This window comes from Aeromicrobium sp. REDSEA-S38_B2 (assembly GCF_001628525.1).
Taxonomy (GTDB): domain Bacteria; phylum Actinomycetota; class Actinomycetes; order Propionibacteriales; family Nocardioidaceae; genus Aeromicrobium; species Aeromicrobium erythreum.
Window position 1 is genome coordinate 1 of the sequence record NZ_LUNH01000031.1, and the last position, 22,620, is coordinate 22,620.

General features: G+C 72.3%; 21 protein-coding genes. 13 read left to right on the forward strand and 8 right to left on the reverse strand.

All coding sequences use genetic code 11. The features are described 5' to 3' along the window. Positions 1 to 106: 106 nt before the first annotated feature. Both A6Q81_RS07760 and A6Q81_RS07765 read right to left on the reverse strand, forming a co-directional pair. Positions 107 to 550 carry a GNAT family N-acetyltransferase gene (locus A6Q81_RS07760; protein WP_144433653.1) on the reverse strand — a complete coding sequence of 148 codons (444 nt, stop codon included), beginning with the start codon at positions 548 to 550 and terminating at the stop codon, positions 107 to 109. Beyond that, positions 547 to 903, reverse strand: a complete 357-nt coding sequence (locus A6Q81_RS07765) for a GntR family transcriptional regulator (protein WP_286690082.1) — start codon at positions 901 to 903, stop codon at positions 547 to 549. Before A6Q81_RS07765 ends, A6Q81_RS07760 begins: the two co-directional genes overlap by 4 nt. Positions 904 to 1,119: 216 nt before the next feature. Between A6Q81_RS07765 and A6Q81_RS07770 the strand changes: the two genes are divergently transcribed. Both A6Q81_RS07770 and pcrA read left to right on the forward strand, forming a co-directional pair. Further along, on the forward strand, positions 1,120 to 1,728 hold the full coding sequence (locus A6Q81_RS07770) for a hypothetical protein (RefSeq protein WP_286690083.1): 609 nt from the start codon (positions 1,120 to 1,122) through the stop codon (positions 1,726 to 1,728). Positions 1,729 to 1,793: 65 nt separating this feature from the next. Continuing rightward, a complete protein-coding gene (pcrA, locus tag A6Q81_RS07775) occupies positions 1,794 to 4,181 on the forward strand; it encodes a DNA helicase PcrA (RefSeq protein WP_286690084.1) in 2,388 nt (795 codons plus the stop codon). Between the two features lie 60 nt (positions 4,182 to 4,241). On the opposite strand, the gene A6Q81_RS07780 is transcribed toward pcrA, so the two are convergent. Then, positions 4,242 to 5,021 (reverse strand): M23 family metallopeptidase, encoded by a 780-nt coding sequence (locus A6Q81_RS07780; protein ID WP_286690085.1) that lies wholly within the window; start codon positions 5,019 to 5,021, stop codon positions 4,242 to 4,244. Positions 5,022 to 5,184: 163 nt separating this feature from the next. Here A6Q81_RS07780 and A6Q81_RS07785 point away from each other — a divergent pair, with 163 nt between their 5' ends. The 3 genes from A6Q81_RS07785 (at position 5,185) to sucD (ending at position 7,665) form a co-directional block, all read left to right on the forward strand. Continuing rightward, positions 5,185 to 5,451: a hypothetical protein gene (locus A6Q81_RS07785; RefSeq protein ID WP_067854865.1), complete on the forward strand. Its 267-nt coding sequence runs from the start codon at positions 5,185 to 5,187 to the stop codon at positions 5,449 to 5,451. Between the two features lie 143 nt (positions 5,452 to 5,594). Then, positions 5,595 to 6,761 carry an ADP-forming succinate--CoA ligase subunit beta gene (gene sucC / locus A6Q81_RS07790; protein WP_067854868.1) on the forward strand — a complete coding sequence of 389 codons (1,167 nt, stop codon included), beginning with the start codon at positions 5,595 to 5,597 and terminating at the stop codon, positions 6,759 to 6,761. A 10-nt stretch (positions 6,762 to 6,771) separates the two neighbouring features. Further along, positions 6,772 to 7,665, forward strand: coding sequence for a succinate--CoA ligase subunit alpha (gene sucD, locus A6Q81_RS07795; RefSeq protein ID WP_067854870.1), 894 nt, complete (start codon positions 6,772 to 6,774; stop codon positions 7,663 to 7,665). A gap of 171 nt (positions 7,666 to 7,836) precedes the next feature. On the opposite strand, the gene A6Q81_RS07800 is transcribed toward sucD, so the two are convergent. Beyond that, positions 7,837 to 8,928 carry a hypothetical protein gene (locus A6Q81_RS07800; RefSeq protein ID WP_286690086.1) on the reverse strand — a complete coding sequence of 364 codons (1,092 nt, stop codon included), beginning with the start codon at positions 8,926 to 8,928 and terminating at the stop codon, positions 7,837 to 7,839. A 688-nt stretch (positions 8,929 to 9,616) separates the two neighbouring features. On the opposite strand from A6Q81_RS07800, the gene A6Q81_RS07805 reads away from it, so the two are divergent. The 4 genes from A6Q81_RS07805 to A6Q81_RS07820 all read left to right on the forward strand — a co-directional run bounded on the left by A6Q81_RS07805 (position 9,617) and on the right by A6Q81_RS07820 (position 13,486). Further along, positions 9,617 to 10,849 (forward strand): cell division protein PerM, encoded by a 1,233-nt coding sequence (locus A6Q81_RS07805; RefSeq protein ID WP_286690087.1) that lies wholly within the window; start codon positions 9,617 to 9,619, stop codon positions 10,847 to 10,849. Beyond that, positions 10,740 to 11,390, forward strand: a complete 651-nt coding sequence (purN, locus tag A6Q81_RS07810; protein ID WP_502692807.1) for a phosphoribosylglycinamide formyltransferase — start codon at positions 10,740 to 10,742, stop codon at positions 11,388 to 11,390. Before A6Q81_RS07805 ends, purN begins: the two co-directional genes overlap by 110 nt. Next, positions 11,387 to 12,943 carry a bifunctional phosphoribosylaminoimidazolecarboxamide formyltransferase/IMP cyclohydrolase gene (gene purH, locus A6Q81_RS07815; protein ID WP_286690089.1) on the forward strand — a complete coding sequence of 519 codons (1,557 nt, stop codon included), beginning with the start codon at positions 11,387 to 11,389 and terminating at the stop codon, positions 12,941 to 12,943. The genes purN and purH overlap by 4 nt, the downstream gene beginning before the upstream one ends. A gap of 117 nt (positions 12,944 to 13,060) precedes the next feature. After that, entirely contained in the window at positions 13,061 to 13,486 is a 426-nt protein-coding gene (locus A6Q81_RS07820; protein WP_286690090.1) for a GNAT family N-acetyltransferase, read from the forward strand. Positions 13,487 to 13,568: 82 nt separating this feature from the next. Here the strand turns inward: A6Q81_RS07820 and A6Q81_RS07825 are convergent, their stop codons facing one another. Both A6Q81_RS07825 and A6Q81_RS07830 read right to left on the reverse strand, forming a co-directional pair. Next, positions 13,569 to 14,186, reverse strand: coding sequence for a TetR/AcrR family transcriptional regulator (locus A6Q81_RS07825; protein ID WP_083516238.1), 618 nt, complete (start codon positions 14,184 to 14,186; stop codon positions 13,569 to 13,571). 52 nt (positions 14,187 to 14,238) lie between these two features. Beyond that, positions 14,239 to 14,883 carry a TetR/AcrR family transcriptional regulator gene (locus tag A6Q81_RS07830; RefSeq protein ID WP_144433655.1) on the reverse strand — a complete coding sequence of 215 codons (645 nt, stop codon included), beginning with the start codon at positions 14,881 to 14,883 and terminating at the stop codon, positions 14,239 to 14,241. Positions 14,884 to 15,030: 147 nt separating this feature from the next. Between A6Q81_RS07830 and A6Q81_RS07835 the strand changes: the two genes are divergently transcribed. The 3 genes from A6Q81_RS07835 (at position 15,031) to A6Q81_RS07845 (ending at position 17,229) form a co-directional block, all read left to right on the forward strand. After that, complete coding sequence (locus A6Q81_RS07835) at positions 15,031 to 15,894, forward strand: bifunctional methylenetetrahydrofolate dehydrogenase/methenyltetrahydrofolate cyclohydrolase (RefSeq protein WP_067854895.1); 864 nt, start codon at positions 15,031 to 15,033, stop codon at positions 15,892 to 15,894. Next, the gene (locus A6Q81_RS07840) at positions 15,891 to 16,175 is read left to right on the forward strand and encodes a DUF3017 domain-containing protein (RefSeq protein ID WP_067854897.1); all 285 of its coding nucleotides are present in this window, start codon (positions 15,891 to 15,893) and stop codon (positions 16,173 to 16,175) included. The genes A6Q81_RS07835 and A6Q81_RS07840 overlap by 4 nt, the downstream gene beginning before the upstream one ends. A gap of 70 nt (positions 16,176 to 16,245) precedes the next feature. After that, the gene (locus tag A6Q81_RS07845) at positions 16,246 to 17,229 is read left to right on the forward strand and encodes a M14 family zinc carboxypeptidase (protein ID WP_067854900.1); all 984 of its coding nucleotides are present in this window, start codon (positions 16,246 to 16,248) and stop codon (positions 17,227 to 17,229) included. Between the two features lie 66 nt (positions 17,230 to 17,295). On the opposite strand, the gene A6Q81_RS07850 is transcribed toward A6Q81_RS07845, so the two are convergent. Both A6Q81_RS07850 and A6Q81_RS07855 read right to left on the reverse strand, forming a co-directional pair. Further along, entirely contained in the window at positions 17,296 to 18,282 is a 987-nt protein-coding gene (locus A6Q81_RS07850; protein ID WP_067854905.1) for a malate dehydrogenase, read from the reverse strand. Between the two features lie 109 nt (positions 18,283 to 18,391). Beyond that, positions 18,392 to 19,990, reverse strand: coding sequence for a catalase (locus A6Q81_RS07855; RefSeq protein ID WP_286690091.1), 1,599 nt, complete (start codon positions 19,988 to 19,990; stop codon positions 18,392 to 18,394). A 159-nt stretch (positions 19,991 to 20,149) separates the two neighbouring features. On the opposite strand from A6Q81_RS07855, the gene A6Q81_RS07860 reads away from it, so the two are divergent. Continuing rightward, a complete protein-coding gene (locus tag A6Q81_RS07860) occupies positions 20,150 to 22,366 on the forward strand; it encodes an NADP-dependent isocitrate dehydrogenase (protein ID WP_286690092.1) in 2,217 nt (738 codons plus the stop codon). The last annotated feature ends 254 nt before the right edge of the window (positions 22,367 to 22,620 follow it).

Sequence of the window (22,620 nt, forward strand, 5' to 3'; positions counted from 1 at the left end):
GCACAGACCTCCTGCGGCGGCGCACCACCGAGCCCAGACCCCCTGCGGCAGCGCACCAGCAAGGTCACGACCCCCGCAGCCACCGCACCAGCAAGGTCACGCAGGCTCAGGACAGCTCGCGCACCAGGTGCACGACGGGGAAGGGGCGGCCGAAGGCGTCGGTGGTGTGGGTGCGCAGGGTGCGGAAGCCGTGTGACGTGTAGAAGCCGAGGCCGTGCGCGTTGCCGGCGTACACCTCGACGCTGGTGGGGGCGACGTGGTCGAGCAGGAGGGTGCCGATGCCCGTGCCGTGCACCTCGGGCTCGACGTACAGCAGCTCCAGGTGGGTGCCCCGGCACCCGGCGAGGCCGAGGGGGCGGCCGGCGCGCTCGGCGACCCAGACGTCCATCGACGGCAGCAGCGCGTCGCGCAGGTAGGGGTGGGCGTCGGTGAAGTCGTGGTCGGCCATGAAGCCGTGGCTCGTCCGAGCCGCGCGCTCCCAGAGGTCGGTCAGCTCGTCGAGGTCCCGTTCGCGGGCGAGCCTGATGGTCACGTCGGCCAGGTCGCTCACGCGCCCCACACCTCCTCGACCAGGCGGACCACCTGGTCGCGCGAGAGGCCGGCGCGCCGTGCGTCCGCGACCACCTGCTCGACCGCCGCGCGGGTGGCGCCGTCGGGGGCGACCGGTGCCGTCACGAACGTGCCGCGCCGACCTTGCGTCTCCACGACCCCGTCGGCCTCCAGCTCGCGGTAGGCCCGGGCGACGGTGTTGACGGCCAGACCCAGGTCGGCGGCGAGCGCGCGCACGGTCGGCAGCCGGTGCCCCGGCGGCAGCGAGCCGTCGGCGGCGGCTGCGGCCACCTGCCGCCGCACCTGCTCGAACGGCGGTTCGGTGGCGTCGGGGTCGATCTCGAGCGCGATCACGTCGGCATCCTGCCACGCGCACCCGCACCCGACATCGCCCCGACGAGGTCCCCGACGGCTTCCCGTGGCACGGGCATGCGGGTGACGTGCAACTGGTTGTGACAGTTTCGGCCCGCCGCCGCGCCGCGGCCCCTACGCTCACGCCATGACCAGGACCGCGTTGCTCGCCCGTCCCGCCGTCGCGCTCGCCGCGGTCCTGCTCAGGGCGCGTTCGCGGTGCGGGTGCTCGACGGGGAGCCCAAGGCCAACGAAGGGGTGGTCACGGCGGTCCTCTGGGACCGGTCGCTGGGCGTGGCCGCTGCGACGTTCACGACAGAGGCCGACGGTCCCACGCAGGTGCGGGTCGTGGACGACGCCGTGTGGACCACGGTGCTCTCCGAGGGCGGGAGAGTCAGTGGCTGCTGGAGCCGGACCGACGCGGCGGGCACGTTCGCGGCACGTCCCGGCTCGGACGAGGTCGACCCCGGGTGGCCGCTCGCCGACCTGTTCGAGGCGTCCAAGGCCACCGAGCTCAGCAACGACGACGGCCAGGTCGTCACCGTGCAGGTGCCGGCTCGCGTGGCTGTGGCACTCGTGCTCGGCGCGGTCCGACCGATCGAGCTCGAGGGCGAGCGGGCCGACGAGCCGGTCGAAGCGCGGGTCGCGATCTACAGCGGCCGCCTGGACCACGTCGAGATCGACCCCGAGGTCCTCGGCGACACGGGGGACGCAGCCGTGGACCGACTGGCACGATCGGCCGCGGAGGACGGGCTCGACTTCCGGATCGAGATCAACCCGACGGCGGAGAACCTGCGGGTAGCCGCACCCCAGCCCGCCTGTCGGTAGACGCACAGCAGGACGTCGTCGCCGCGCGCGGCGCTGTCGGGCCCGCCGACTAGGCTGGACCGGTCATGACGTCGCCCTTTCCCGTGCCCGCCGGTGCCCGCCCCTCGTCGTCCTCGGACGACTCCGACCCGAGCCCGGTGGCAGCGGCCCGCACCCGCCGCGCCGCCCGCTCCGACACGCTCCTGGAGGGGCTGAACGACGCCCAACGGGCCGCGGTCTCCCACGAGCCGGGGCCGGTGCTGGTGGTCGCGGGAGCCGGGTCGGGCAAGACGCGGGTGCTCACGCGGCGCATCGCCTGGCTGATCTCCGCCCGCGGCGCCCACCCGGGCTCGATCCTGGCGATCACCTTCACCAACAAGGCGGCCGCCGAGATGCGCGAGCGTGTCGCCGAGCTCGTCGGTGGCCCGTCGCGTGCCATGTGGGTGAGCACGTTCCACTCCTCGTGCGTGCGCATCCTGAGGCGCGAGGCCAACCGGTTCGGCTACACCTCGACGTTCAGCATCTACGACGCCGCCGACTCCCGACCTCTCATGACCCTGGTCTGCAAGGACATGGGGTTGGACCCCAAGCAGGTCAACCCGCGCGCCGTGCTGCACTGGGTCTCGAACCTCAAGAACGAGCTCGTCGACCACGAGTCGGCCGGCGGTCGCGCCACCAACGGCACCGAGGAGCTCTACGCCGAGGCCTACCGGCTCTACCAGCAGCGACTCCGGGCGGCCAACGCCATGGACTTCGACGACCTCATCATGCAGACCGTCCACCTGTTCCAGGCCTTCCCCGACGTGCGCGAGACGTACCGGCGTCGGTTCCGGCACGTGCTCGTCGACGAGTACCAGGACACCAACCACGCCCAGTACGCGCTCGTGCGGGAGCTCTGCGACCCCGAGACCGACCCCGACCTCGACCTCATGGTCGTCGGCGACTCCGACCAGTCCATCTACGCCTTCCGCGGCGCGAACATCCGCAACATCCTGGAGTTCGAGCAGGACTACCCCGCCGCGTCCACCGTCCTGCTGGAGCAGAACTACCGCTCGACGCAGACCATCCTCAACGCCGCCAACGCGGTCATCAGCCGCAACGAGGGCCGCAAGGACAAGAAGCTGTGGTCGGCGGCCGGCGACGGCGAGCGGGTCGTTGGCTACGTCGGCGACGACGAGCGCGACGAGGCGCAGTTCATCGCCGACGAGGTCGACCGGCTCACCGACGCCGGCGACGCGAAGCCGTCCGACGTCGCCATCTTCTACCGCACCAACGCCCAGTCCCGGGTGTTCGAGGAGGTCTTCATCCGCGTGGGGCTGCCCTACCGGGTGGTCGGCGGCGTGCGCTTCTACGAGCGCAAGGAGATCAAGGACGCCCTCGCCTACGTCCGGGCGCTGGTCAACCCGCGCGACGCCGTGTCGCTGCGGCGCATCGTCAACGAGCCGAAGCGTGGCATCGGCGACGGCGCGCAGGCCGCCGTCGAGCGGTTCGCCGCACGCGAGCAGATCTCCTTCTGGGACGCCCTCCAGTGCGCCGAGGAGACCGGCGACCTCGCCCCCCGCTCCCTCAAGGCCGTGCAGGCCTTCGCCGCCACGATGGCCGAGCTCCGCGAGCTCGCGCTCTCGGGCGAGCCCGCCGACGTCGTGCTCGAGGCCGCCCTCACCCGCAGCGGCTACCTCTCCGCGCTAGAGGACAGCAAGGACCCGCAGGACGAGACCCGCGTGGAGAACCTCGCCGAGCTCGTCGCCGTCGCGCGCGAGTACGTCGTCAACGCGTCCACCGTCTCCGACGAGGAGAGCGGCCGCGAGGAGGCCGACCTGACGAGCGGCTCCCTCGAGGCGTTCCTCGAGCAGGTCGCGCTCGTCGCCGACGCCGACTCGATCCCCGACGAGGGCGACGGCATGGTCACGCTGATGACGCTGCACACCGCCAAGGGGCTGGAGTTCCCCGTCGTCTTCCTCACCGGGCTCGAGGACGGCGTGTTCCCCCACCTGCGCGCGCTCGGCGACGCGACCGAGCTGCAGGAGGAGCGACGCCTCGCCTACGTCGGCATCACCCGCGCCCGCGAACGGCTCTACGTCACCCGGGCGATGAGCCGTGCGGCCTGGGGTGCGCCGTCGTACAACCCGGCGTCGCGGTTCCTCGACGAGATCCCCGCCCACCTGCTCGACTGGCGCCGGGAGGGACAGTCGCCGACGGCGTGGACCCGCGCACCCTCCATCGGCGGTGGTGGCTCCTCCAGCGGCGGCGGTCGCGGTCAGGCGTTCACGGCCAAGGCGGCCGCGGCACGCTCGCAGCGCAAGCGCGCGGTGCCGTCGCTGACCCCGGGCGACCGGGTCACGCACGACAGCTTCGGCCTCGGCACCGTCGTCGCGCTCGACGGCCAGGGCGACAACGCGGTCGCCAGCGTCGACTTCGGCTCGCAGGGCGTCAAGCGCCTGCTGCTGCGCTACGCCCCGGTCGAGAAGCTGTAGCCGCCACGACGCACGACGCCCCCGGCCGCTGGCCGGGGGCGTCGTCAGGTCGGGGTGGGGCTACGGCGTGACGCCGTGCTCGCGCAGCGCGATCTCGGGGTCGATCGGCTCGCCGCCACCGGGGCGCCCCTCGAGGTGGAGGTGGGGGCCGGTCACGTTGCCGGTCGAGCCGGTGTAGCCGATCGTCTGACCGGCGCGCACGCGCTCACCGGGGGTGGCGACGATGCGGCTCTGGTGGCAGTACCAGATCTCGGTGCCGTCGTCGAGGGTGACGACGGTGCGGTTGCCGTAGGCGCCCGCGTAGCTCGTGTCGGTCACCGTACCGGCCGCGACCGAGACGATCGTCGAGCCCGACGGGCCCGCGAAGTCGAGGCCGGTGTGCACACGGGCCCACAGCGAGCTGGACTGGCCGAACCGCGCGGTCAGCGCGTAGCCGGTGACCGGCAGCACCCACTGGTTCGACTTGTACTCATCGGCGACGTTCTGCGCCTTGTCGCGCAGCTCGCCGTCGACCTTCAGCTTCTGCGAGGCCTGCTGCTCGGTCTGGCGGGCCAGCGTCGCCTCGTCGATCTCGGGCGTCACGTCGACGCCCTGGGAGCCGGTGTAGCTCGCCGAGATCGTCTGGTAGCCGGAGTCGAGCGAGCCCTGGTCGGCACGCGGGGACAGCGCTGCTGCGCCGATCCCGGCCATCACGAGGGCGACGGCACCCGCGGCAGCCGGCGTGAGACGCAGGCTGGTCTTGCGACGGCGGGGACGGACAGCCGCCCGACGGCCGCCGACGGAGTCGCGCGGCGTCTGCTGCCTGACGTCGAGTCGACGTTTGGGCGCAGGTGATGACACGCAGAGACCTCCAGCGATGCACGGGGCGGGACCTGTCGAGTCTAGAGGACAGGAGGTCATGGTCAAGGAGGAACCTGGAGACCGACGACGCCCTCCCCGTCGTTCCGGGCGTGTCGCGGGGGTGGTTGTGAGGAGGAACACCGCCGTGCGGGACGATCTCGGGATGCCGATCCCACGAGTCGTGGTTGCCGACCTGAGCGGTGCCTCCGAGGAGCTCGCGCTGCGCCACGCCCGAGCGGCGAGCGCGGACGGCGACGAGGTCGTCTACCTCGGCGGCAGCGAGCCCGTCGCGACCGCCTGGGTGGTGCGCGCCGAGGACGCCGGACGGGTGGTCGTGGTCGCCGGCGACACGGCCGCGCAGGCACTCAGGGCCGCGCTCGCCGACCTCGGGATCGACGACGTCGCGCTCGAGGTGCTGCCGCCGCACTGATTGGCAGGACAGGCGCGTGGCCGCCGTCACCCCTGCCAGGTGTGACGCACCCCGCCGCCCGTTCCCCTCCCACAGAGGCTAGAGTCCCGAGAGGCTCTGACCTACCTCAGAGGACCCTGGACGAACCAAGGACGGTCATCACCGTGGATCTGATGGAATACCAGGCGAAGGAGCTCTTCGCCAAGCACGGCGTCGCGACGACGCTCGGCAAGGTCGTCACGACCGCCGACGAGGCCAAGGCTGCCGCCGAGGAGCTCGGCGGCGTCACCGTGATCAAGGCGCAGGTCAAGGCCGGCGGCCGCGGCAAGGCCGGCGGCGTCAAGATCGCCAAGACCGCCGACGAGGCCTACGAGCACGCGTCGAACATCCTCGGCATGGAGATCAAGGGCCTGACGGTCAACCGCGTGCTCGTCACGCCGGCCACGCCCCCGGTCGAGGAGTACTACTTCTCCTTCCTGCTGGACCGCTCGAACCGCAGCTACCTGTGCATCGCGAGCGTCGAGGGTGGTGTGGAGATCGAGGAGGTCGCCAAGACCAACCCCGAGGCCGTCCGCCAGATCCCGATCGACGCCGGTGCCGGTGTCGACGAGGCCAAGGCCCGCGCGATCGTCGAGGAGGCCAAGTTCCCGGCCGAGCTCGCCGACCAGGCCGTCGCCATGGTCCAGTCGCTCTGGAAGGTCTTCGTCGAGGAGGACGCCACCCTCGTCGAGGTCAACCCGCTCGCCCGTCTCGAGGGCGACAAGCTCGAGGCTCTCGACGGCAAGGTGTCGCTCGACGACAACGCCTCGGAGGTGCGCCACGCCGAGCACGAGGAGTTCGTCATCCACGAGGAGGCGGACCCGCTCGAGGCGAAGGCCAAGGAGAAGGGCCTCAACTACGTCAAGCTCGACGGCGAGGTCGGCATCATCGGCAACGGCGCGGGCCTGGTCATGAGCACCCTCGACGTCGTCGCCTACGCCGGCGAGAAGCACGGCTCGGTCAAGCCGGCCAACTTCCTCGACATCGGCGGCGGCGCCTCGGCGCAGGTCATGGCCGACGGTCTCGACGTCATCCTCGGCGACCCGCAGGTCAAGAGCGTGTTCGTCAACGTCTTCGGCGGCATCACGTCGTGCGACGCCGTGGCGAACGGCATCAAGGGCGCGCTCGAGCTGCTGGGCGACAACGCCACCAAGCCGCTCGTGGTCCGTCTCGACGGCAACAACGTCGACGAGGGTCGCGCCATCCTGAACGAGCTGGACCACCCGCTCGTCACCCAGGTGGACACGATGGACGGAGCGGCCGACAAGGCCGCCGAGCTGGCGAACGGCTGAAGGGGCTGACATGTCGATCTTCCTGACCAAGGACTCCAAGGTCATCGTCCAGGGCATCACCGGCGGCGAGGGCTCCAAGCACACCGCCCGCATGCTGGCGGCCGGCACGAACGTCGTGGGCGGCGTCAACGCCCGCAAGGCCGGTACGACCGTCACCCACACCGACGCCTCCGGCGCCGAGGTGGAGCTGCCCGTCTTCGGCTCGGTCGCCGAGGCCATCGAGAAGACGGGCGCCGACGTCTCCGTCGCGTTCGTCCCGCCGGCGTTCACCAAGGACGCCGTCATCGAGGCCATCGACGCCGAGATCGGTCTGCTCGTCATCATCACCGAGGGCGTGCCGGTCCAGGACTCCGCCGAGTTCTGGGCCTACGCCCAGGGCAAGAAGACGCGCATCATCGGCCCGAACTGCCCCGGCATCATCACGCCGGGCGAGGCGCTGGCCGGCATCACGCCCGCCAACATCGCCGGCAAGGGCCCGATCGGCCTGGTGTCGAAGTCGGGCACGCTGACCTACCAGATGATGTTCGAGCTGCGCGACTTCGGCTTCTCGACCGCCATCGGCATCGGCGGCGACCCGATCATCGGCACCACGCACATCGACGCGCTCGAGGCCTTCGAGAACGACCCCGAGACGAAGGCGATCGTCATGATCGGCGAGATCGGTGGCGACGCGGAGGAGAAGGCGGCCGCCTACATCCAGGCGAACGTCACCAAGCCGGTCGTCGGCTACGTGGCCGGCTTCACCGCGCCGGAGGGCAAGACCATGGGCCACGCCGGCGCCATCGTCTCCGACGGTGCGGGCACGGCCCAGGGCAAGAAGGAGGCCCTCGAGGCCGCCGGCGTCAAGGTCGGCAAGACGCCGTCCGAGACCGCCGCCCTGATGCGCGAGATCCTCAACGGCTGACGTCCGCGTCCGCCCCGCCCGGGCCCCGACCTCCTCGTGAGGTCGGGGCCCGTGCACGTTGCGGGGCACCGTCCGGCCAGAGCTAGAGCCGGAGCCGGAGGCAGAGGCAGACGACGACGCAGCAGGGTCAGATCGCGATCACGAAGCCGCACCTGCGGGGGAGGAGACGGGTCAGCGGTCCTCGGCGTAGGCGAGGCGCTCGCCGGCGCGGCGCACGAGCGATTCCCAGGCCCGCTGGTCGACGTCGTAGTCGCCGACCGGCGTCATCGTCACCTGCGCGACCGCCTTGCCGCGGCGCACGACGCCCGTGCGGATCACCTGGCGCTTGCCGTCGGAGACCTCGACGCTGATCCGCCAGGAGCGGCCCGAGAACCCGTCGCCCTTGATCGTGCTGCGCTGGCCGACCTTGGCCGAGAGGTTCTCGTCGGGGCAGTCGTCGATGTCCTGCGCGATGTCGTCGGCGAGGCTGCGGGCCTGGCCGTCCTCGTCGTAGGTGCCGACCGTCTCGGTCACGCCGAACTCGGCAGGGACGCCCACGGCGTCGGGGATGACGAACACGCGCGACGCGGTGCTGTCCAGCCCCTTGCGCCGGAAGCTGGCGTCGCCGCACTGGGTGGCCGCCGGGTTGTTGCGGGTCTGCAGCGGCTTGGTGCCCGACCAGACCTTGTCGATGTCGGCGACCGGTGGGAGGTCGACCGTGTCGAGGAACCCGGGCGCGCCCGACGTCTTCGGAGGCAGGGCGTCGACGACCTCGATGTCGTCGCTGCACCGGCCGCCGCTGTCGCGGCAGACGCGCTGGATCGAGGCGTTGAGGGTCGTCGCGAACGCGTCGATGTCGGGGCCCGCGTCGCCGGTGCGCTCGTGCACGAGGGTGCTCGTGACGCGGCCGGAGTGCGCCAGCCCGACGGTGAAGACCTTCTGCGGCGACCGGTGCGAGCGCAGTCGCAGGATTTGGAAGTCGCCGAACGGGCGCTTGACCACGAACGACCCGACGAGCTGGACACGCGGGTGGCTGCAGCCGGCGTACCAGCCGAGCGTCGTCTCGTACGCCCTCGCCGCGGCCGCGTCGTTGCGCGAGACCTCGATCGACTCCGCGACGCGGTCGTCGTCGCCACCGCTGGCCGTGAAGGTGCGGACGAAGACGCGCAGCGGGTCGGGGTCGGCGTAGCGCTGCGGCGGGCAGGTCGCGTAGGGCGTGGTGTTGGTGGGGTCCTCGTCGGTGCCCTCGGAGGCCCAGCGTCGGGTCACGTCGATGCCGGCCACCTGACGGGTCGTCAGGAGGTTGTCGGCGGTGATCTCCCGGGCCTCGAGGACGAGGTCGGGCCGCTCGGCGCCGAGCTTCTCGCGGTACGGCAGCCCGGCCTGGGTCGCGAGCGCGTCGCCGTCGGTCGCGACGAGGCCGGGTGACCGACCCGAGCGCCTTCAGGCGGGTCTCGAGCTCCTCCAGCGAGAGACCGAGCCGTCGCTCGAGGCCGTCGAGCGCGGTCGTGACGACCTCGATGCCCTCCTCGGCCCCGACGCCCACCTCGCGCGAGGCCTGGTCGAGGTCGGTGTCGCCGAGGGTCAGCAGCACGATCAGCCGGCGGTCGTCGACGGGGAGGTCGTGCAGCGCGTCGAGCAGCGCGGTGTCGGCGTCCTCCTCGTGGCGACGGCGCAACGGGTGGGTGCCGCGGCTGACGGCGGTGAGCTTCCACGCCTCCGTCCGCACGTAGGCGAGCGGGTCGCGCTGACGGATCTTCGTCCAGTTCCGCCAGGCCCGTCGGTAGGCGTCGACCGTGGCCTCCTGGGCCACCTGACGGTCGCCGGACATGGCGTACACGGCACGCAGGCAGGTGGCGGAGGTGGCCTCGTAGAAGCTCGTGAACTCGTCGGCGCGGGTCATCGAGCTGCCTCCTCGGGGATGTCGGCGTGGCTGGTCGGAACGTCATGACCTTACCGGGAGGATGGTCGGGTGAACTCGACCGTCACGACCCCACCCCTGCGTCCGGGTGTCCTCACCGCCGGGGTCTCGGCGCTCGTCGCGCTCGTCGTCGGGTCCGGCGTGGCCCTCCTGGCGGGGGTCGGGCTGGTGTCGGCGCTGCGCACCGGCGCCCGGTCGTGGCTCGTGCTGCAGGGTGCGGGCATCGAGCTGCAGGGCACGACCCTGGGCCTCGTGCCGCTCGGCGGCGTGCTGTTCTGCGGTGCTCTCACGGCGCGGGTCGCGCGGGCGATGACCCCGGCACCCGTCGAGTCGCCGGGTGCCTTCGCGGCCACCGTCGCGGGGACGAGCGGCGTGGTGGCCGCAGTGCTCGCGAGCGTCTCGAGCACGCCGGAGATCGTCGTCAACCCGGCACGCGCCGCGGCCGCGGTCTTCGTCGTGACGGGGGTGTCGGCGGCGCTGGGCGCCACGATGCACCACGGACGGGCCGGCGACCTCTGGCCCGCGCCCTGGCGACGTCCGGAGGTGCGCGGCGCGGTCTTCGCCGGCGCGCGCGGCGCGGCCGTGCTGCTCGCCGCGGCGGGCGTCGTCGTGGTGACGCTGCTCGTGCGCCACGTCGAGCGCGCCGGACAGCTGTGGGCCCTGCTCGACCCGGGCGCCTCGGGCACCCCCGCCCTGGCCGCGATCTGCCTGCTCGCGGTGCCGACGATGGTCGCCTGGACCGCCTCGGTGCTGCTCGGGCCCGGGTTCGTGCTGGGGACGCAGACGTCCGTCGACCTCGCGGGTGCCCAGCTCGGCCCCGTCCCGGGGCTGCCGGTCCTGGCCGCGCTGCCGTCTCCCGGCACCTTCGGCGACTGGGTCGTGGTGCTGGGACTCGTCCCGGTGCTCGCCGGTCTCGTCGCGGGCTGGACCGTGCGCGCCGGTGCCGAGGCGCCGTTCGGACTGTCCGACCGGCCGGTGCTGGGCCGCAGCCTGCTCGGTCTCGCCGCAGGTGCGGCGGGTGGCGTCGTGGTCGGCGTGCTGGTCGGCGCGTCCGGCGGTGCCGTCGGTCCCGGACGACTGGCCGATGCAGGGCCGCCCGCCCTGACACCGCTGCTGGTCGCCGTGCCCGTGATGGCCGTGGGCGGTGCGCTCGGCGCGCTCGCGGCGCACTATCGTGACGCCCGTGCCCTCCGCCCCGAGCCCGACGCCGACGCGCGCCCGACTCGTCGTCCTCGTCTCCGGCTCCGGCACCAACCTCCAGGCGCTGATCGACGCGACGGCTGACCCGGCCTACGGCGCCGAGGTCGTCGCCGTCGGTGCCGACCGTGACGGCATCGAGGGCCTCGCGCGGGCGGAACGGGCCGCGATCCCGACGTTCGTCGAGAAGCTCGCGGACCACCCGGACCGCGAGGCCTGGGACGCCGCCCTGACCGCTCAGGTGGCGGCGCACGAGCCCGACCTGGTCGTCCTCGCCGGGTTCATGAAGCTGGCCGGTCCGCACTTCCTCGGACGCTTCGGTGGCCGGACGCTGAACACCCACCCCGCGCTGTCGCCGTCGTTCCCCGGCATGCACGGCCCGCGCGACGCCCTGGAGTACGGCGTCAAGATCACCGGCGCGACCCTGTTCGTCGTCGACGCGGGTGTCGACACCGGCCCGATCGTCGCGCAGGTGGCGGTGCCGGTGCTGCCCGACGACGACGTCGCCTCCCTCCACGAACGCATCAAGACCAGCGAGCGCCGCATGCTCGTCGACTCCGTCGGCGAGCTGGCCCGGCGCGGCTTCACCCTGACCGACCGCACCCTCACGCTCGGAGACCCCGCATGAGCACTCGACCGATCCAGCGCGCCCTCGTCTCGGTGTACGACAAGACCGGACTGGAGGACCTCGCCCGTGCGCTGCACGCGGCCGGCGTGTCCCTCGTCTCCACGGGCTCGACGGCCCGCACGATCGAGGCCGCAGGCGTGCCGGTGACGCCCGTCGAGGAGGTGACCGGCTTCCCCGAGTGCCTCGACGGACGCGTGAAGACGCTCCACCCGCGGGTGCACGCCGGCATCCTCGCCGACACGCGGCTCGAGGCCCACGTGGCGCAGCTCGCCGAGCTCGGCGTCGAGCCGTTCGACCTGGTCGTCGTCAACCTCTACCCGTTCCGCGAGACGGTCGCCTCGGGTGCGACGCCCGACGAGTGCGTCGAGCAGATCGACATCGGCGGTCCGTCGATGGTGCGGGCCGCGGCCAAGAACCACCCGAGCGTGGCCATCGTGACGTCGCCCGACGCGTACGGCGACGTCGAGGCCGCGCTGGCCGCCGGCGGCTTCACGCTGGAGCAGCGTCGCCGGCTCGCCGCCCAGGCGTTCGCGCACACCGCTGCCTACGACGTGGCCGTCGCCGAGTGGTTCGCCGCCGGGGGAGCGGGCGAGGGGTCGGCCGACGGCGACTGGCCCGCCTTCGCGGGCACGGCGCTGCAGCGCCAGGCGGTCCTGCGCTACGGGGAGAACCCGCACCAGGGTGCGGCGCTGTACAGCGACGGCACCGGCGGCCTGGCCGCCGCCGAGCAGCTGCACGGCAAGGAGATGAGCTACAACAACTACGTCGACACCGACGCCGCGCGGCGCGCCGCCTACGACCACGACGCGCCCGCGGTCGCGATCATCAAGCATGCCAACCCGTGCGGGATCGCCGTCGGCGCCGACGTGGCCGAGGCCCACGCCCGCGCGCACGCCTGCGACCCGGTCTCGGCGTTCGGCGGCGTGATCGCCACCAACCGGCCCGTCTCGGTCGCGATGGCCGAGCAGGTCGCCGAGGTCTTCACCGAGGTCGTCGTCGCGCCCGACTACGAGCCGGGGGCCGTCGAGGTGCTGCAGGGCAAGAAGAACATCCGCATCCTGCGCGCCGAAGGTGCCGACCGCGCCACGCACGAGGTGCGCGAGATCTCCGGCGGCGCGCTCGCCCAGCAGCGCGACCTGGTCGACGCGCCGGGCGACGACGTGTCCGGCTGGACGCTCGTGGCGGGGGAGCCGGCCGACGAGGCCACGCTCGCCGACCTCGCCTTCGCCTGGACCGCCGTGCGCGCGGTCAAGTCGAACGCCATCCTGCTGGCCCACGACGGTGCCTCCGTGGGCATCGGCATGGGTCAGGTCAACCGGGTCGACTCCTGCCGCCTGGCCGTGGAGCGGGCCGGGGAGGACCGCGCCCGTGGCTCCGTGGCCGCGTCCGACGCCTTCTTCCCGTTCGCCGACGGCCCGCAGATCCTCATCGACGCCGGGGTGCGGGCGATCGTCCAGCCCGGCGGGTCGATGCGCGACGACGAGACCATCGCGGCGGCCCAGGCGGCGGGCGTCACGATGTACGTCACGGGCACCCGGCACTTCTTCCACTGAGCCTCTGCACGAGGGCCCCGTGACCAGTCGGTCGCGGGGCCCTCGTGCGTCGAGACGCGGGGCGTGGCGCCCGGGCTCGGGCCTGGACGCTGCGGACGGCTGTGGCAGGGTCGGGCCATGGACGACGTGAGCGTGCGGAACGCCACCGCGGCCGACGTGGACGACCTCCTCGAGCTCTGGTCGCGCGCAGGTGAGAACGCCTCGCGGCCGGACGACCGCCCCGACCTCGTGCACGCCCTCATCGAGCACGACTCCGAGGCCGTCCTGCTCGCCGAGCTGGACGGCCGGGTCGTCGCCACGATCATCGGCGGTTGGGACGGCTGGCGCGCCAACCTCTACCGCCTCGCCGTCGACCCGGCGTGCCGTGGCCAGGGCCTGGGTCGTCGCATGGTCGAGCTCGCGGAGGAGCGCCTGCGCCGTCTCGGGGCCGAGCGCGTCTGCGCCATGGTCCTCGACGACAACGAGGAGGGCCGTGGCCTGTGGCGCGCGTGCGGCTACGCACCGCAGGACGACTGGAGCCGGTGGGTCAAGCAGGCGCGCTGACGTTTCCGGGCCACGGCGGGGCAGCCCCGCCGTGGCCCGAGACGCCGTCTCGACACAGCCGCGGGACGACCGGGTGAGCGGCTCAGTCCTGCTGCGGCAGCGCGCGTCGCACCAGCTCGACCACGTGGCCGTGCAGCAGCGCGAGGACGCCGTCGAGACCGATCTCGCGGTCGGCGGCGGCCACGAGTGCCCCGGAGTAGAGCAGGCTGGCGCCGCGGGTCACCTCGACGGGGTCGGGCGCGCCCGTGGCGGCGACGATCGCGACCTGGCTGCCGAAGCACGCGTCGCGCATGGCGTGCACCGCCTCCCGCAGATGGGGTCGGGCGAGCGAGGCCAGGTAGACGTTCAGGTAGTGCGACGGGCGGTCGGGGGACAGCGTGCGCATCGGCGCGGTGAAGCGGTCCGCGGCCTCCTCGGGCGAGAGGCTCGTCCCGGCCTCGGGCACGAGTGCGGCCCACTCGTCGGTCCAGTGGGTGAGTGCCTCGCCGAACATGACGTCGACCAGCTGGTCGATCGAGGCGAAGTAGTACGACACCGTCGCGAGCGGCACCTGCGCGGCCTCGCTGACGGAACGGTGGGTGACGGCCTTGGTGCCGCCCTCCTCGAAGAGCTGTGCGGCGGCGGCGACGAGCTGGTCGCGGCGCACTCGGCTCCGCTCCTGGCTCAGACGTGCGCGGCCTCCGGGTACTGCCTCAGGCATGATTCTCTGTCTTTCGCGTGCGGGGTCCCCCTGGTGAACCCGCCCAGCGTAGTCAAGGGTTCAACTTCTCGCTGATGATCTGGGCAACCCCGTCGGGCCCGGCCAGCTCGGCCGCGACGAGACCGCGGATCGCCCAGTCCAGCTGCGCCGCCTCCTCGGCCTCCGTGTAGAGCCGCGCCTGGCGTCGCATCGCCGTGCCGACGATCAGGGTGAGCACGGTCGGCGCCACCCTCGAGGTGTCGGTGAGACCGAGGATCGACAGCCAGAGGGCGATCAGGCCCTCCAGGTCGCTCAGTGCCTCGCCGGCCTCCTCGCGCAGGGCGGGGTCGTGCGTGGAGGCCAGGTAGATCGACAGCTCGACCGCGACGGCCTCCGGTCCGCGCGCCGCGAACACGGCCTCGAACGTGGGCGCGACGGAGTCGAGGTCGACGTTCTCGGGCGGCGTCTCGAGGCCCGCGAGCGCGGCCAGCGTGCTGCGCCAGCGCGCGATGTGCTCGCGGAGGGCGTCGCGCAGGAGCTCCTCGATGGAGGCGAAGTAGTAGGTGGTCGTGGCCGGCGGCAGCCCCGCCCGACGAGCCACGGCACGGTGCGTCACCGCCCGGGCGCCTCCCTCGGCGAAGAGCGAGATGGCCGCGGTCAGCAGCTCCTCCCTCCGCAGTCGACTGCGCTCCTGCGTCAGCTGCGCACGCGTCGTCATGTCCACCTCTCCACGTCGCGTCCCGCGACGCGAGTCCGATCGCCGCGACGTCGTCCGTCGTCGGGCCTCCCCGTGGCCGAGTGTAGGGGGCCCACGGGCGCCGGGCCTCCTGTCGACGTGGGCCCGCCGCGTGACAGACTCGGCGACGTGACGGCGCAGATCCTGGACGGCAAGGCGGTGGCCGCGGCCATCAAGACGGAGCTCACCGGTCGCGTCGCGGCCCTGCGGGAGCGTGGGCTGGTCCCCGGCCTCGGCACCATCCTCGTCGGCGACGACCCGGGCAGCCGCTGGTACGTCGACGCGAAGCACCGCGACTGCGCGGAGATCGGCATCGAGTCGATCCGGGTCGACCTCCCGGCCACGGCCTCGCAGGCCGAGGTCGAGGCGGCCGTCGACCAGCTCAACGCCGACCCGGCCTGCACCCTCTACATCGTCCAGCTCCCGCTGCCCCGCGGCATCGACGAGAACGCCGTGATCGGACGCATCGACCCCGCGAAGGACGCCGACGGGCTGCACCCGACCAACCTCGGCTGGCTCGTCCTCGGCGAGCCGGCGCCTCTCCCGTGCACCCCGCGCGGCATCGTCGAGCTGCTGCGCCGCCACGACGTCGAGATCGCGGGCGCGCACGTCGTGGTCGTCGGACGAGGCATCACCGTGGGTCGGCCCATGGGGCTGCTGCTCACCCGGCGCAGCGAGAACGCGACGGTCACCCTCTGCCACACCGGCACACGTGACCTCGCGGCCGAGGTTCGCCGGGCCGACATCGTCATCGCGGCCGCTGGCGTCCCCGGCATCATCACGCCCGACATGGTCAAGCCCGGTGCAGCGCTGCTCGACGTCGGCGTGAGCCGCGACGATGCCGGCAAGATCGTCGGCGACCTCCACCCCGGCGTCCACGACGTCGCCGGCTGGGTCGCCCCGAACCCCGGCGGGGTCGGTCCGATGACGCGCGCGATGCTGCTCAGCAACGTGGTCGACGAGGCCGAGAAGCGCGTCGCGGACGTCTCGTGAGCCCGGTGCTCCCGCGCAGCCGAGGGTCGCAGATCTACCTCTGCCTGCTCGTCGGGGTCGGGGTGGGGCTCGCGCTCGTGGGTGTCGGGCACTGGCGCGCCGGCCTGCTGGTCGTCGGCGTGACCTTCGGGCTCGGTGGTCTCGCCCGCGCGGTGGTGCCGCAGGACCACGTCGGCATGCTGCGCGTGCGCGGGCGCACCTTCGACATCGTCTGGCTGACGCTGCTCGGCGTGAGTCTGGCGGTCCTGGCGCTCGTCGTCCCGCCGGGCCCGCCGGCCTGACCGCTCGGCCACCCCGGCGCGTCTGGTGCGTCGACGCGCGTCTCGGTCCGCGGGGGCCTACCGTGGGGCGATGAAGCACGTCGTCGGGCGCGTCCCGGTCCGGTCCCTGGTCCTCGTGACCGTCCTGTCGCTCGGCGGCACCGCACTCGCGACGTCGGCCGCGTCGGCCCTCGGGCGCGACGTGCCGGACCCGTCCGAGCCGGCGGTCGAGGCGACGTCGACGACCAGCCCCACACCGACGGTCTCGCCGACGCCGACCGCGAGCCCCACCCCCAGCCCGACGGCCTCGCCGACGCCCACCGCGTCGCCCACGCCGAAGCCGACCGCCACGCCCAAGCCGACGCCCAAGCCCAAGCCGACCCCGAAGCTCATCACGCGCAGCGCCGTCCTCGGGACGACCGTGCAGGGTCGCAGGATCATGGGGTACTACCGCGGCTGGTCGCACACGACGCAGAAGCGCACGCTGGTCGTGCTCGGGCAGATGCACGGCGACGAGAAGGCCGGCCTGCAGACCGCCGACTGGGTCCGGCGCAACGTGAAGCCCACCAAGGGCAGCGAGATCTGGGTCATCCCGACCATGAACCCCGACGGCAACGCCCGCGGCACGCGCACGAACGCTCGCGGCGTCGACCTCAACCGCAACTGGGGCACGAGCGGCTACCGATCGAGCGGCAAGGGCACGCGCACCTGGGGTGGCCCCCGGGCGGCGAGCGAACGGGAGACGAAGGCCGTCGCGGCGTTCCTGCGTCGTAAGCGACCCGACTACATCGCCTCGGTCCACCAGCCGTTCGGCGTCGTCGTGCGCACCGACAAGGACCGCGGGTGGGAGCGACGCCTCGCCGACGCGCTCGGCCTGCCCATCCGCGAGGTCGGCGTCGGGACGCCGTCCGGCCTGACGAGTCCCACGCTCACGGGTTGGTACAACCGCTACTACGGCCGGCACGGCACGGCGACGACGCTGGAGTACCGGGCGTCGGTCAGCAGCGCCTACGCCGGACGCCGGGCCGGCCTGGCCATCACCGGTGCCGCGCGAGTGCGAGCCCGTCTCGGCTGAGGGCTGGGCCGGGCGCCAGGCTCGGCCGCTCGCTCCGCCCCGGAGGACGAGTGCGGGGCGGCTCGGTCAGACGAGCCCGAGCGCCGTCACCGCGTCGCGCTCCTCCACGAGCTCGGCGGCGGTCGCGTCCATCCGGGACCGGCTGAAGTCGTCGATCTCGAGGTCCTGCACGATCGACCAGTCGCCGTCGTGCGTGGTGACCGGGTAGGAGTACACGAGACCCTCAGGAATCCCGTAGGAGCCGTCCGAGCGCACCGCCATCGAGACCCAGTCGCCCTCGGGGGAGCCCTGCAGCCAGTCGCGGGCCGCGTCGATGGTCGCGGAGGCGGCACTCGCCGCGGACGACGCGCCGCGCGCCTCGATGATCGCGGCGCCGCGCTTGGCGACCGTGGGGATGAACGTGTCCTCGATCCACGCCTGGTCGTCGACGACCTCGGCCGCGTTGCGTCCGCCGATCTCGGCGTGGAACAGGTCGGGGTACTGGGTGGCGGAGTGGTTGCCCCAGATCGTCATGCGGCGGATGTCGGCCACGGCGCTGCCGGTCCGGGCTGCCAGCTGGCTGATGGCCCGGTTGTGGTCGAGCCGGGTGAGGGCGCTGAACCGCTCCGCCGGGATGTCGGGTGCGTTGCTCAGCGCGATCAGCGCGTTCGTGTTCGCCGGGTTGCCGGTGACCCCGATCCGCACGTCGTCGGCCGCGACGTCGTTGAGCGCCTTGCCCTGCGCCGTGAAGATCGCGCCGTTGGCCTCCAGAAGGTCGCCGCGCTCCATCCCCTTCGTCCGGGGGCGGGCCCCGACCAGCAGGGCCAGGTTCACGCCGTCGAACACCTCACGCGGGTCGTCGCCGATCTCGACCGAGTGCAGCGTGGGGAACGCGCAGTCGTCCAGCTCCATCACCACGCCCTCCAACGCCTTCAGCGCCGGCGTGATCTCGAGCAGTCGCAGCTGCACGGGCGTGTCGGGTCCGAGCAGGTCGCCCGAGGCGAGGCGGAAGAGCAGGCTGTAGCCGATCTGGCCGGCGGCGCCGGTGACGGCGACCTTGACGGGGTGGGTCACGTCGGGGTGCTCCTTGTGGGAGAAGGGTGCGGCGGGGTCTGTGACGAACGTAACGCAGCGGCCCACCCGCGCGCACGCGGGCGGGCCGCTGCCGGCCGTCGGTCCTCGCTCAGCCGGCGTGCGTGCGCGTCTCCACGAGCGCGTTGGCCACGAGGTCCTTCGCCTGGTCGTCCTCGCCGCCCGGGTTGTCGCCACCCAGGCCCGCGCGCACGAGCTCCTCGATCTGCTTCGCCGTCGCCTCGTCCACGTGGCGCCAGTAGTCCAGGGCCCGCTCCAGCACCTCGCCGGTCACGCCGCCCAGCAGGTGGCCGGCGACCGTCTCGACGAACCGCTCGCGCTGCGCGTCGTCCCAGACCTCGCGCACGAGGGCCCCGGCCTGGCTGAAGTCGTCGTCGTCCGGGCGCAGCGTGTACGCCTGGCGGATCATCGGACCGTCGGCCTCCCACCCGTCCTCCACCACGCCCACCTCGTCGCTGTAGCCACGACCCTCGCTGTTCGGGGCGTACACCGGCTGGTCGCCGCTGTGGTCGTAGGCCATCGGACCGTCGAACGTGTACGTGTTGTGGTGCTGCACGTTCTTCGGCCGGTTCACCGGCAGCTGGTGGTAGTTCGGGCCGATCCGGTAGCGCTGCGTGTCGGAGTAGGAGAAGACGCGACCGAGCAGCATCTTGTCGGGGCTGAACCCGATGCCCGGCACCACCGCCGACGGCTCGAACGCCGCCTGCTCGATCTCGGCGAAGAAGTTCTGCGGGTTCCGGTTCAGCGTCATCGTGCCCACCTCGACGAGGGGGTAGTCCTCGTGCGGCCACACCTTCGTGAGGTCGAACGGGTTGAGCCGGTAGGTCTTCGCGTCCTCGTACGGCATCAGCTGGACCGACAGGCGCCACGACGGGTGGTCGCCGGCCTCGATCGCCTCGAACAGGTCGCGCCGGTGGAAGTCGGCGTCGTGGCCCGCGATGCGGTCGGCGTTCTCACCGGTCAGTCCCTGCACGCCCTGCTGGCTGTGGAAGTGGTACTTCACCCAGTGCTTGTCGCCGGCGGCGTTGATCCACAGGAACGTGTGCGAGCCGTAGCCGTTCATGTGCCGGTACGAGCGCGGGATGCCGCGGTCGCCCATCAGGTACGTCACCTGGTGCGCCGACTCCGGGTTCAGCGACCAGAAGTCCCACTGCATGTGGTTGTCGCGCAGACCGTTCGCGCCGCGCCGCTTCTGGCTGCGGATGAAGTGCTGGAACTTCATCGTGTCGCGCACGAAGAAGACGGGCGTGTTGTTGCCGACGAGGCTGTAGTTGCCCTCGGTCGTGTAGAACTTCAGCGCGAAGCCGCGCGGGTCGCGCCACGTGTCGGGGGATCCCTGCTCGCCCGCGACGGTCGAGAACCGCGCCAGCATCTCGGTCTCGACGCCCGGCTGGAACAGCGCCGCCTTCGTGTACGCGGACACGTCCTCCGTCGTCACGAACGTGCCGAACGCACCCGAGCCCTTCGCGTGCACGTTGCGCTCCGGGACCCGCTCACGGTTGAAGTGCGCCATCTGCTCCAGCAGGTGACGGTCGTGCAGGAGGATCGGGCCGTCCGCGCCGAGCGTCAGGCTGTTGCGGTCCGAGACCGCAGGCGCGCCGGTCTCCGTCGTCGAGCCCTTCTGCGCCTCGGGCGTCGGCGCGGTCGCGATGGCGGTGCCGTCGTCGGGCTGGGGGATCTCGTGCGTCATGCTCACTCCTCGGGCGTCGGTGTCACTCCCACCGTCTCCCGGATCCGCGAGTCCCGCGACCGCGCGACGGCACCCCCGCCGGGCCGATGTGGTGACGCGGCTCGCACGGGATATCTTGAGGTCGAGAGACTTTCGGTCGACCCTGAGGAGTGGCCCGCGATGGCCAAGATCATCTACACGCACACCGACGAGGCCCCGCTGCTGGCGACCTACTCGTTCCTCCCCGTCATCGAGGCCTTCGCCTCGACGGCCGGCGTCGAGGTCGAGACCCGCGACATCTCGCTGTCCGGTCGCATCCTGGCCGCGTTCGCCGACGTGCTCCCCGCCGACCAGAAGGTCGACGACGCGCTCGCCGAGCTCGGCGCGCTGGCCAAGACGCCCGAGGCCAACATCATCAAGCTGCCCAACATCAGCGCCTCGATCCCGCAGCTCAAGGCCGCGGTCAAGGAGCTGCAGGAGCAGGGCTTCGACCTCCCCGCGTACCCGGACAACCCGACCAGCGACGCCGAGAAGGACACCAAGGCGCGCTACGACAAGGTCAAGGGCAGCGCCGTCAACCCGGTGCTCCGCGAGGGCAACTCCGACCGCCGCGCCCCCGCGTCGGTCAAGGCCTACGCCCGCAAGAACCCGCACTCCATGGGTGCCTGGAGCAGCGACTCCAAGACCGAGGTCGCCACCATGGGCGCCGACGACTTCCGCTCCAACGAGAAGTCCGTCGTCCTCGACGCCGACGACACCCTCACCATCCAGCACGTCGCCACCGACGGCAGCACCACCGTCCTCAAGGACGGCCTGAAGGTCCTCGCCGGCGAGGTCGTCGACGCCACCGTCATGCGCGCCGCCGCCCTCGACACCTTCCTCGCCGAGCAGGTCCAGCGCGCCCAGGACCTCGACGTCCTGTTCTCGGTGCACCTCAAGGCCACCATGATGAAGGTCTCCGACCCGATCATCTTCGGCCACGTCGTGCGCGCCTACTTCGCCGACGTGTTCGCGCAGTACGGCGACGACCTCGCTGCGGCCGGCCTCAGCGCCAACGACGGCCTGGGCGGCATCCTCTCCGGTCTCGACGCGCTCGACAACGGCGCCGAGATCAAGGCGGCCTTCGAGCAGCGCCTCGCCGAGGGACCGCGCCTCGCCTACGTCGACTCCGACAAGGGCATCACGAACCTGCACGTGCCGAGCGACGTCATCGTCGACGCGTCGATGCCCGCCATGATCCGCACGTCGGGCCACATGTGGGGCGCGGACGGCCAGGAGCACGACACCCTCGCCGTCATCCCGGACTCCAGCTACGCCGGCGTCTACCAGGCCGTCGTCGAGGACTGCAAGGCGCACGGCGCCTACGACCCGACCACGATGGGCTCGGTGCCCAACGTCGGCCTCATGGCGCAGGCGGCCGAGGAGTACGGCAGCCACGACAAGACCTTCGAGATCGAGACGGCCGGCACGGTGCAGGTCGTCGACTCCTCCGGCGACGTGCTCCTCGAGCACGACGTCGAGCCGCACGACATCTGGCGCGCCTGCCAGACGAAGGACGTGCCGATCCGCAACTGGATCGAGCTCGCCGTCACGCGGGCCCGCGCCACCGGCGCCCCCGCGATCTTCTGGCTCGACGAGACCCGCGCCCACGACGCGAACCTCATCGCCAAGGTCAACGCCTACCTGCCCGAGCTCGACACCGACGGCCTCACGATCGAGATCATGGCGCCGGCCGAGGCGACCACCTACTCGGTGGAGCGCATCCGTCGCGGCGAGGACACCATCAGCGTCACCGGCAACGTGCTGCGCGACTACAACACCGACCTGTTCCCGATCCTGGAGCTGGGCACGAGCGCGAAGATGCTCTCCGTCGTCCCGCTGATCAACGGCGGTGGACTGTTCGAGACCGGTGCGGGCGGTTCCGCGCCGAAGCACGTGCAGCAGCTCGTCAAGGAGAACTACCTGCGCTGGGACAGCCTCGGCGAGTTCTTCGCGCTGGCGGCGAGCTTCGAGCACCTGGCCACCACGGCCGGCAACGCGCGCGCCCAGGTGCTCGCCGACACGCTCGACCGCGCCACCGGCACCTTCCTCGACGAGAACCGCTCGCCGGGCCGCAAGCTCGGCACGATCGACAACCGCGGCAGCCACTTCTACCTCGCCCTCTACTGGGCCGAGGAGCTGGCGAAGCAGACCGAGGACGCCGAGCTGGCGTCCGCGTTCGCCGACGTCGCGGGTGCGCTGCGCGGCAACGAGCAGACGATCGTCGACGAGCTGCTCGCCGTCCAGGGATCGCCCGCCGACATCGGCGGCTACTACCGTCCGTCGGACGAGAAGGCCGAGAAGGTCATGCGTCCCTCGAGCACCCTCAACGAGGTCCTCGGCTCGCTCAGCGTCTGACCTGCCGCCACCGACGCCCCCGCGACCCCCTGGTCGCGGGGGCGTCGTGCGCCCGGCCCGCGGAGCGATCCGCTGGTCGAGTAGGCCGGCCGGCGACGGAGGAGCTCGTTCGGGCGTATCGAGACCACTTCAGGCGGTCGCTGGGGTTTGGCCCGCGCTGATCCGTTGCCGAGTTGTCTCGATACGCGGCACGGAGCTCCTTCGTCGCCCATGCCGCTACTCGACCAGCGGAAGGGGCTCGCTGGTCGAGTAGT